The following is an 11722-nucleotide window of genomic DNA, read 5'->3' on the forward strand; positions in this document are numbered from 1 at the left end:
TAGTAGCTCTCTTTTTTGTTTATATATCTACCTATTTACCTCATGATTTAAACTGAAAGTTAAACCAGTTTTCTTATGGACACGGACATTAACATTTTGTGTATACAAGTCTAAAACACTATTAAATGGCAAACATCCCGTAAGCGAATGTTACCGGAAATTTAATTGAATTATCAAAAAAGCCTAATGCCACTATCAAATATCAATTGTTTATACAAAGTATATCTCTGAGGTTACATCAACACCCCGCATAGTCATTTGTGTTTTTTAACAAATGCATCAGATGGTTTGTTATAAAAATATAGTTAAATTCGCGCCCCGTAATAGCTTATGGAAAGAACTATATGTTTTATCAGTAACATAAAATACTAATAATAAAGACTTTGCACATTCCAATCAGCTCGTATTTTAGCTGAATTCATATTAAACATTTATATTATTTATAACTTAATTAAAAGCTATTTATCTTATGCTGAAACAGTTTTTAAAAGTACTGCTTCTTCTAGTGTGTGCTGTTTACCCGTACAGCCTCCATGCCAAAATGTTGACTATAGAAGAAGCTGCTGAAGCCGCTGCTAATTTTTTTAATGCTGGTAACATTTCGAGACTAAGTAATCCCGATGCTTTTGAATTGGCGTATACATCACAAAAAAGTGACGGGACACCTGCTTATTATGTGTTTAATGCCAAGGATGGTCGTGGATTTATCATCATATCAGCCGATGACAAGGCAATCCCGGTTGTGGGATACTCTTATGAGTCTTTATATATACCGGATGAAATATCTGATGTCACTACGATGATGCTCAACAATGCCGTGAAACCGGTTGGAAATAATATCACCGAGCTTCGCAAGCGTGTAAGTATGCAAACTTCACTGACAAAGTCTATCAAAACTCCGGAATGGAGTCAGGAAGCTCCATTCAACGGTCAGATACCTAACCGCCGCCTTGTAGGTTGCGTTGGTACTGCCATGGCTACCGTTATGAAATATTATAATTACCCCTCAATGGGTAATGGCTCACTTGACGGTACTGATTTCAATACCCAATATGATTGGGGTAATATGAGAATGGATAACTATCGTTCAGGATATTCTACAGCCGAAGCTGATGCTGTGGCTACACTGATGGCTCATTGTGCTATATCAATAAAAACAGATTTCGGAATGTATGGTTCGAGTGCCTTTGAAGTACGTGTTCCTGCCGCCCTTATATCATTTTTCGGATATGCCCCAGAGGTATCCTATAAAAAGCGTTCGGAAACCGACCGTACTGTATGGGATGCCATAATTGTTGACGAGATCAATGCCGGACGACCAGTGATCTATAGTGGTCAAGATGTCTCAGTAGGTCATGCTTTTGTGTGCGACGGATATGAGATAAAAGGTTCAGTACCTTATTTCCACATCAATTGGGGCTGGGGTGGTTCGGCCAACGGTTATTTTTCTTCCGACGCTCTCAACCCCACTGTAAGTACATCACACAGTTTCAACGACCAGACCACTATCATCTATAATATCAAACCTGCCGAAACAACAGTCAAGTGGTCACCTGTTCATATCACAGCCGACGAACGTCAGATCGGTATAACTTCCGACGCAGTAGATATCAACCCCGGAATGAAGTTCAGCATAAGAGCAGGTGCCTTTAAAAACGTTTCATATGAAAATTTCTCAGGAAAAATTTCTGTGGCTCTTTTCTCTGCTAATGGGAAATTGAAAACATTACTGCATGATGGTAAAGGGCTATCACTTCAAGCAATGCAGGTGATGATGCCAAGACTTTATTCTGATTTTACATGTTCGGTACCTGCCGAAACCGTTGTCGCTAACGATGATATAATCCGTATGGTCACTATAGCCAACGGCTCTGACGAGTGGTTGCCCGTTACCGGCGACCTCATCACAATAAATGAGATTAAAGCAAAAAACAATTCCATACCGTATTTTTCAATTGACATACCGCTCAACGTAGACGGAGCTATCATATCGTATGCCGATGTAAAAGTAATCAAAGGTCGCGACTACACATTTAAAGTCCAATCCGCTTCCCCTGACAAGGTTGTTACAGTCAAAGCAAACGGATTCATCCTGACTCCAAGTGCCGATAATGTTTACAAAATTGAAAATGTCACCACTGACCAGCAAATCCGTATTATCGTACAGTCAATGGAGGATGTAGTGAATAAACGTAATCTATGGGTAACTGCCGGTAACCTTGAAAAGCTTATCAGTGAAGCCGATGCCGGAACGATTAAGGAACTGACACTTTATGGAACGATCGACATCCGTGATTTCACATTTATACGCGAACGTATGAAGCTAACCATGCTTGATATTTCTGGTGTGAACATAGTAGCCAATGGTTCGAATCCTGCTAACGCTATCCCCACTAAAGCATTCAGTGGCTACCATTCGTTACAACATATTAAGTTGCCAAAGTCTCTCACCATTTTGAAAAATGGCTGTTTCAATGCCACTGGTCTGCAAAAAATCGAAATTCCGGCATCAGTGGGTACTTACGAATACAATATATTCTTAAATTGCAGTAATCTGAGAGAAGTCATTGTACGCCGTCAATCGCCGGCATGGATCAACTGGTGTGTGTTCACAGGAACACCTAAATCTAAACTTGTAGTACCGGTTAACGCAAAAACAGCATATTCGTCAAAGGAGAACTGGCAGGATTTCAAAGAGATCGTTGAAGAAAATCCTGTTCCGGCATCTTCTTATACGATCGTTCTTGAAGAGACAGAGGGGGTAAAGATAACGCCGGATTCAGAGAATCTCGAAGTGACACCCGGTTCGTTGTTCTCATTCACCGTTGAAACGGACAATCGCTTTGGTGATGCTAAAATGGAAGTTTTTGCCAACACAACCAAATTGATTGCCGGAACCGATAACCGATATACTATCACCGTCAATGCCAACACTATGATCCATGCCAATTTCATTCAGCCACAACCGACAACCCACCTCTCTTTGTGGAAGTTAACCGATTCAAGGGGTGGTATAGGGCTTGCAACCGACGTGATCAACGTTATTTCCGGTAAGACATTTACCATACGCGCTAACGCATTGGCTATTCCTCGGGATTATGCCTCGATGTTCTACGCTGCCGTGCTCACAGATGCCAAAGGTGCTATTAAAGAAATCATCTCGCCTGTATTTACTAACTCAGGAACGAATTATGGCGACCTGCCCTGTAACTTTAACTGCCAGGTAAAAGAAGCTTCAGTACGTGAAGGTAATCTCGTACGGATCGCAACTTCGTACAACAAGAAAGAATGGCATCTCGTCAAAGGAATAAATGAAAACGTAAAAGATTCAATCAAGGCTGTAGGTAATGAGGTGTTGTACCACAAGATCACTATGCCATCTTCTGTTCAGGGAGCCACTATCCAGGGGGCTATTGATCAGATCGTCCATGGTATGGACTTTACATGTAAGATCATGCCGGTTTCTGTTGCCGACGCAATAACGGTGTCGATCAATGGTAAGATTGTGGCTGATCGTCAGGGAGTAGCCCAAATAAAGGTTGAAAGTGTACGTGAAGATCTTGACATAGCCATACAAGTAGTGGCTGCCGGAGACGAAACTTATACAGCTATGAACCTCCATGCAGGAGAGCTTGCATCAAAAACTTCCGAAGTTTTCCCTTCACGACTCAAACTAATGGGTGAGATGAATGCCTCCGATTTTGCGACATTGCAGAAGAATGCAGATAAACTTGTAGCTCTTGACTTGACCGATGTGACAATAAAAAGTCTGCCCACTCCAAACTCACTGCCTACAAATGCTTTTGCAGCATCAAATCCGATGGGAAAAACGGCTCTGTCAACAATCCTTCTGCCTAAGAATCTGGAGAGTATAGAAGAAAATGCATTCTATCGTTGTATCAATGTAAAAGAAATTACAATTCCGGAAAAAGTAGCTTATATTGGAAGTGGCGCTTTCGCAGCATGCATTAAACTTGAAAAGATAGTTGTTCTGTCAAAAACTCCGGTACCATTGAAAAGTAATCCATTCCCAACGAATACTCAAATAACCCTTGAAGTGCCCAAAGGTACTGAATCGGCATATGCGAACAGTGAATTCTGGAAAGAACTCCAACATACAACTTCAAAAGTATTCTATAACATTCAGATCGATCCGGACAGAACTTTCCAATATTCGGAAAGAGAGCCATTGACCAAAATTGAGGGACCTGTAGGAAGTGCAACTAAAACTGTAATGCTTGGATTGCCCAATTTTAAGCCGACCTCTTATAAGCCCAATCCGACCTACCGTCCTGGAGTTGCATTTAAACTTTATGACAATAAACAAGATGTAACAAATCAGCTTGATCCACTCGATCCCACTGATTTCTTCAATCCCGGCGGTTATTATCTAGTGAAATTCTATGGTAATGTAACAGATCCGAAATATCTATCTTGTCCGCAAAACCATATCATTGACGTGGTGTTCCATTATGATATCAAGGTCAAAGATGCGTCCGGAAAATCTAAAGTCAACTTTGTAAACCTTAATGAGGTAAATGTATGGAATGGTGTCAATATGGCTCTGTTTGTTCAAGGTTCTAATGAACGTAAAACCCTCTACAAGGAAGGTTGCGATTACAAATTTACGATCGTTTCCGAAACTCCGAGTATGACTCCTAAAGTCAAAATAGCCGGTGAAGTTGCTCTTCCGGACGAAAACGGTATATATACGATCACAAACTTGCAATCGGATATAGAAGTTGAAATCACGATGGTTCCTGTTGAAGGTGCGGTTCTTAAGCCGGAAGAAGTGATCTATATTGATAAAGAAGAAGCCGATGGAATTGTTGAACTCGAATTGTCGGGAGAAATGACCGATACGACCTTCGAACACATACGTGAAAACTTCACGTCTTTGGAAACCATTGACATGTCTGCCGTTGAAAACAGCGAAATACCTTCAAATGCATTCGCAGGAATGGAAAACCTTACAAATATAGTGCTTCCGGAAAACGTTACTTCTATAGGAAAAAATGCGTTTGCCGGCTGTTCGCAACTCGAATCGCTGACACTTAATTCGGTCGATGCAATAGATGCCGGAGCTTTTGACGGATGTTCTTCGTTGACGAGTATCACGCTTTTTGGAAACTCACAGTCTGACAAGGATCAAAGTTCTACCCGTGTACGTAATACCACAGGCATAAACGATCAATCGTTTGAGGGTATAAACCCCAACTGTATAATATATCTTGCAGAAGGTTTGGAAAAATCAATCTCTTCAAAATCAAACATTGTGATCAACAGTGGTGGTTCACGCGTGGCTTCAACCGACATTGTCCTCACTGACGGTTTTGCTTTCAATGCTCCGGCAAGTTTTAATCTCGGTGAAAAAAATATCTCACTGTCAGTCAAACTGAACTACCCAACCGGAAATGAAAGTAAAGAATGGAAAGGTATAGTCTTACCGTTCGTACCCAAGTACATGTCGGATGGAAAAGGTAATGACTATACGATTGGTACTTCGGGTAACCATACAGTCAGTATATTATCATTCAACGAAGACGCTATAATACTTGAGAACCAGCCCTCGATTGAAGCTAATAAACCTTATATGATACATCTTAACGGAGAAGTGGATGATACTGTCGACTTTACATTCCGTGCGAATGGTAGTCCTGCCACACAAGCAGACGAATCGCTTATGTTTGACGTACCTATGACTCCGGTGGCAGAATCTATCACAAAAGCAGGTAAGGATTTCACTCTGTTTGGTAACTATACTTCCACCAACGTTGCTCCAGACACATACTTACTTGATGATGAAGGTTACAGCTTTAACCGTATCGCCGATGAAGAAACAGACCTTATGATCGCGCCTTTCTCGGTTTATGCTAAGGCTAATACTTTCGGAGTCGAAGATTCATTCGAAGTTGGTAAAGTAAACATTACAGGTACTGACAACCAGACACTCCCTCAAGGAGAAAAAATAAAACTTATCAAAGAAGGTTCAAACCTTGTGATAATTTCGGATGTGGAACAAGATATCGACATATTTGCCATCTCAGGTATACCTGTCGTATCAATCTCCGTTAAACCCGGTTCTAACACGGTTACCCTTAATCCGGGTGTTTACATAATCGATGGTATTAAAGTGATTTTCTAATCATAGCCTATCCGACAAATACGGATTGAAAAATAATAAAAGTTGGTTATAAAGGTTTTTCAAACCTTTATAACCAACTTTTATTATTTTCTTAGAGCCTATACGTAATTCGATATTTACACAGATATTATATCCTCTTTTGCCATCGTACTGGCAAGACTTTGCCAACCTATTGGCAACACCTTGCCATCACATTGGCAGAGTCCTGCCAATGTGATGGCAAAAAGTACATTATACTATAGCCAGTTCTACCACTCATAGTCCTCTATATAATCATCAAATACAATCGGCTCGGTCAGCCCATACTTTTTGAAAATATTCACCACACTTTGTTGCTCGGCAGGTGAGAGTAAGCGCTCTCCTTTACGAATACGATAATATGTTCTTTCACTGAATCGATTTATCAGTTGAGGAATAACTTCCCGTATTTGCTTTTGAGTCAGATTCTCTATGATATTCATAAAACCTTTGGCAAAGCGAACTTTGGTACTTGAACGATAATAAGGGCAATCTTTTTTCAAAGTAGCTTGATGCTTCGGATTGATAATCATTAAAAACTTTATACTATCAGCAGCTTCCTGTGCAACTAATTGCCTCAAACAAGTAGACGCCCGAGGACATTGATAATTAATGCACAGAGGATAGTCTTGTGGAACTTCCGAAAAACGATCTATTTCTTTTGTCTTCATAATTTTATTATCACCCGGCATTATTGTGATATTCCGGTTACAAACAATCACTAATACAAAGATAAGTGTATTCTTTCTTTATTCTACCATTAAATGAGTACAAAAGAAAACTTAACTGAAGTAAAACTACACCATTCCCAGTAATAAAACAATGTCTAACCTCTATAATTATTTCCATCATTAAAGATTAATTTTACCTTTGTGGAACAAAAACAATAATTTATAGCTATACTATATGAGGTCAATGAATATAACCAGGGAAGAAATGTGGGCAAAGCAGCATCTATCGGCATCAGACATTGATTACAGTCTTTGGGAACGTGACAAAAGCATGCTTCACCGCATGTCCAAACTAAGTCACAACTGTACATTCGTTGTTGATGTTTATAAATGCAGGTATGCTTTCGCATCCTCCAACTTCGTAGATTTACTGGGATATGACAGCCACAAGATAGCTACATTGGAAAGACAAGGTGATTATTTAGAATCACGCATTCATCCAGATGATTTATCACAACTAAAACGGCTACAGGTTGATCTTGGTAAGTTTATATTCGGTTTGCCTATCGAACAAAGGAATGATTACTGTAATATCTATAGTTTCCGGGTACGCAATGCCAGACAACAATATATACGAGTTATCAGCAAACAGCAGGTTTTAGAACAGGCTCATAACGGAAAAGCCTGGCTCATAATAGGAAATATGGATATTGCCCCCAATCAAAAGGAATCCAATCAGGTAGATTGTACTGTACTGAATCTTAAAAACGGAGAAATATTCTCTCCCTCTCTATTATCAACAACACAAATAATTCTGACGCAACGTGAAACTGAAATCTTACAGTATATTCAGAAAGGGCTTCTAAGTAAAGAGATAGCCGACAAACTTTGTATCAGTATCCATACGGTTCATATCCATCGGCAGAATCTATTACATAAATTAGGTGTACAAAATTCTATTGAAGCCATTAATACTGGATTGAAACTGGGGCTGTTGAATTAAATCTCATATCGACACATCATGGCATCCATTCTACAATGCCTGTAACCGGATGCTCTTGCCGCCATACCTCAAATTCCGCATAACTTCTTACTCCATCCCGAATAACAGCCTGATAATATTCTATCCCTATAATCTTTTCCGTTTCAGGAGTTTCATACTTCAATTTCAAAATAGCCAGTCTTGTTTCGTCAGTCAAAACAGCTCTCAAACGTTCCGCCACTTTTTCAAAATAGCCATCATACCGGGAGCCTTTCCGGATATGAATCATATCAATCTGCCAAAGTTCACTCTCAGAATCCTGATACCAGGCATGCCACTCCACACAGGCTTCAACAGTATGCAAAAGATTTACACACTCCATCTTCTTTATAGCTATATTTTCTGAAAGTTGCGCCATTGCCCGGAAACTGTCAGCCAAGCTCAAAGGTGAGGTATAAATATGCAAATCAATATCCCGGTGTTTCATCAATAACCCTGTACTCAAGGAACCCACCAAATTCACTTTTGCACCAATACTTTCCCATATCGGGATAACACCGGTACTTTCTATTATCTCCCAGGCTTTTTGCTGGTTCCGTCCCGCCATATCAAGAATATCCATCTTTCCGCATTTGAAATAAAGTGTACAAAAGTAGAAAAAAGGCTGGATATATAGCTATAAATAACTATTTATCGCCCCAATGGAATGAACTAACTTTGCTGTCTTTTCAGACCGTTTTTAATATAGTAATGAAAGAGTTATGGTATTTAATAAAACAGAAGAACAAGAGAAAGAATATTTGCAGGAGATAATCAACACCCTCAACGACGTAATTAATAATACGGGTATATCAGTGAAAGAACACGTAGATACACTACAAGAGTACAAAGAGTATTTATGGTCAAATAAAGATATTGATCCACATGAAATTCGTTCTATGAGGGAAAGCATCTTAAATCATTTTGCATTGGGTGAAAGTGTGATTGACAAGCGCAAAAGACTGAGTAAAATAGTAGACATTCCTTACTTCGGCCGGATAGACTTTAAAGAAGAAAGGGAGAAAAGCCAGACAATACCGGTTTATATAGGAATACACACATTTTATGACACTAACAAAAAGATAAACCGGATATATGACTGGAGAGCTCCCATATCGGGTATGTTCTACGATAATGAACTGGGAAAAGCTACGTATTCATCCCCTTTGGGTGAAATTAGCGGAGAGATTTTGCTGAAACGTCAGTACCGTATCCGCAATGGCAAAATGGAATATATGCTTGAAAGCTCTCTGACTGTACATGACGATATTTTACAGAAAGAACTAAGTTCGAACGCTGATGATAAAATGAAAAACATCGTCACAACCATTCAGCGGGAACAGAACCGCATTATTCGTAATGAAGATGCACACGTACTTATCATACAAGGAGTTGCCGGATCGGGTAAAACCTCCATCGCTTTACATCGCATCTCTTATCTTCTTTATACACTGAAAGGAGATATTTCCTCCAAAGACATATTGGTGGTTTCGCCCAACAAAGTTTTTGCCGATTACATCTCTAATGTACTCCCGGAACTTGGTGAGGAGACTGTTCCTGAAACCAGTATGGAATATATTCTTTCGGATGTACTCGGTCACAAATATAAATACCAAAACTTCTTTGAACAAGTAACAGAATTACTTGGAAAGCCTACAGAAGAATTTATCGAAAGGATACAGTATAAGGCTTCATTTGATTTCATCTCACTCCTCGATAAATTTATTCTATATATGGAAAATAACTATTTCAGAGCAACAGACGTAAAACTAACCAGACACATTACTATTCCGGCCGAATTTATTGATGAACAATTCAGACGATTCAGCCGCTACCCAATGCGCCAACGTTTTGAGACGATGACCGATTATATTCTGGAAATGATGACAATCAAATACAATTTTACAGTTACTACCGCAGAGAGGAATCTGTTGAAAAAAGAAGTAAGAAAAATGTTTGCTGGTAATAACGACATTCAGGTTTATAAGAACTTTTTTGAATGGGTAGGAAAAAGCGAAATGTTAAGGATGCGCAAAAGTCATACGTTGGAATATTCTGATTTAGCTCCTTTAGCATACCTACATATAGCATTGGAGGGAAAAAAACCTCACAGCCATGTCAAGCATATCCTGATAGACGAAATGCAAGATTATTCTCCTATACAGTATAAAGTCATTCAAAAACTTTATCCTTGCCGGAAGACGATTCTGGGTGATGCATCCCAATCAGTCAATCCTTATGGCTCATCCACTGCTGATATGATTCAAAGAGTATTTACAACGGGAGAAGTGATGAAACTATGCAAAAGTTATCGTTCTACTTTTGAAATTACCAGTTTTGCACAAGAAATTCTGCTCAATGAAGAGTTAGAACCTGTCGTAAGACATGGTGAACAACCGATGATTCTTCAATACAGAAATACAGAAGAAGAGATATCCGGTATTACAGATTTAATATTCACTTTTAAGAAATCAAATAATAAGTCACTTGGGATTGTATGCAAAACAGAAGCCCAGGCAAAATCCCTTGCAGACAAACTTCAGACATACATAGAAAATGTTTATTTCCTGTCGAACCAAAGTTCGGCTTTTGTAAAAGGTATCCTCATCACTTCGTCGCACATGGCTAAAGGCCTGGAGTTTGACGAAGTTATTATACCACAGGTGGATGATAGAAACTATTGTTCGGCAATTGATAAAAGTATGCTTTATGTAGCAGTGACAAGAGCTATGCATAAATTAACAATAACCCATTGTGGAAAGTTGAGTAAATTTATTCCTTAAATTCAGGTAACTCTTCTTAGTATTGATTATAAGCTGGATTACAAATAGGGTTTTAAAAGCAAAAGAACAGACAGAAAAAGGACGATTCCTCTCTTACAGAAGAACCGTCCTTTTTATTATTTCAAGTATATAACCCCTTCTTTATTAAAGAGCGCCTACTTCTTTCAAAGCTGCATTTGTTTTACGAACAGCCTCAGCACTTGCTTTGAACTTAGCCATTTCTTCTTCGTTCAACGGAAGTTCTACAATTTTCTCGATACCGTTCTTACCCAGGATTACAGGTACCCCACAGCAAAGATCGTTTTCACCATATTCACCTTCCAAAGCTACAGAGCAAGGAATCATCTTCTTCTGATCGTGGATGATAGATTCAACTACAAATGCTCCTGCTGCACCCGGTGCATACCATGCAGAAGTACCCAACAACTTAGTCAGTGTAGCACCACCTACCATTGTGTCAGCCGCAACCTTCTCCAACTGTTCTGCTGACAGGAAGTTAGAAACCGGCATACCTTTGTAAGTAGCAAAACGAGTCAAAGGAATCATAGTAGTATCACCATGGCCACCGATAACCATACCTTCTACTTCGTTAGCATTGCAACCCAAAGCCTGAGACAAGAAATATTTGAAACGTGAGCTATCCAAAGCCCCCCCCATACCGATGATACGATTCTTTGGTACACCCAAAGCTTTCAGTGCCAAGTAAGTCATTGTATCCATCGGGTTAGAGATAACTACGATAATAGCGTTAGGAGAATATTTCAGGATGTTTTCAGCTACTGATTTCACGATACCAGCATTCACACCAATCAGTTCTTCGCGAGTCATACCCGGTTTACGAGGAATACCAGAAGTAATAACAACAACGTCAGAGTTTGCAGTCTGAGCATAATCATTGGTGCAACCAACAATGGTAGTGTCGAATCCCAACAGTTGAGCTGTCTGCATCATATCCATTGCCTTACCTTCTGAAACGCCTTCTTTTACGTCCAGCATTACTACTTCGTCTGCTACTTCATTGAAAGCAAGTACATTTGCACATGTAGCACCTACGTTACCTGCGCCTACTACGGTTACTTTTGAC

Annotated in this window: 6 protein-coding genes; 3 read left to right on the forward strand and 3 right to left on the reverse strand. The window is 39.5% G+C overall.

Annotated elements, in window-relative coordinates; genetic code table 11:
- The first annotated feature begins 469 nt into the window (after positions 1 to 469).
- Positions 470 to 6145, forward strand: coding sequence for a C10 family peptidase (locus tag QX565_RS17485; protein ID WP_289293718.1), 5676 nt, complete (start codon positions 470 to 472; stop codon positions 6143 to 6145).
- Between the two features lie 248 nt (positions 6146 to 6393).
- Here QX565_RS17485 and QX565_RS17490 read toward each other — a convergent pair whose 3' ends face one another.
- The gene (locus QX565_RS17490; RefSeq protein WP_002562207.1) at positions 6394 to 6834 is read right to left on the reverse strand and encodes a DUF6078 family protein; all 441 of its coding nucleotides are present in this window, start codon (positions 6832 to 6834) and stop codon (positions 6394 to 6396) included.
- A gap of 235 nt (positions 6835 to 7069) precedes the next feature.
- On the opposite strand from QX565_RS17490, the gene QX565_RS17495 reads away from it, so the two are divergent.
- Positions 7070 to 7837 (forward strand): LuxR C-terminal-related transcriptional regulator, encoded by a 768-nt coding sequence (locus tag QX565_RS17495; protein WP_256142907.1) that lies wholly within the window; start codon positions 7070 to 7072, stop codon positions 7835 to 7837.
- A gap of 16 nt (positions 7838 to 7853) precedes the next feature.
- Here the strand turns inward: QX565_RS17495 and QX565_RS17500 are convergent, their stop codons facing one another.
- Positions 7854 to 8438 carry a phosphoglycerate mutase family protein gene (locus QX565_RS17500; protein ID WP_256142905.1) on the reverse strand — a complete coding sequence of 195 codons (585 nt, stop codon included), beginning with the start codon at positions 8436 to 8438 and terminating at the stop codon, positions 7854 to 7856.
- Positions 8439 to 8577: 139 nt separating this feature from the next.
- Between QX565_RS17500 and QX565_RS17505 the strand changes: the two genes are divergently transcribed.
- Positions 8578 to 10638, forward strand: a complete 2061-nt coding sequence (locus QX565_RS17505) for a HelD family protein (protein WP_289293720.1) — start codon at positions 8578 to 8580, stop codon at positions 10636 to 10638.
- A gap of 144 nt (positions 10639 to 10782) precedes the next feature.
- Here QX565_RS17505 and mdh read toward each other — a convergent pair.
- Positions 10783 to 11722, reverse strand: a 940-nt coding sequence (gene mdh / locus QX565_RS17510; RefSeq protein ID WP_289293721.1) for a malate dehydrogenase, incomplete at its 5' end; no start/stop codon positions are given.

This window comes from Bacteroides sp. 41_26, assembly GCF_949740115.1.
Taxonomy (GTDB): Bacteria; Bacteroidota; Bacteroidia; order Bacteroidales; family Bacteroidaceae; genus Bacteroides; species Bacteroides nordii.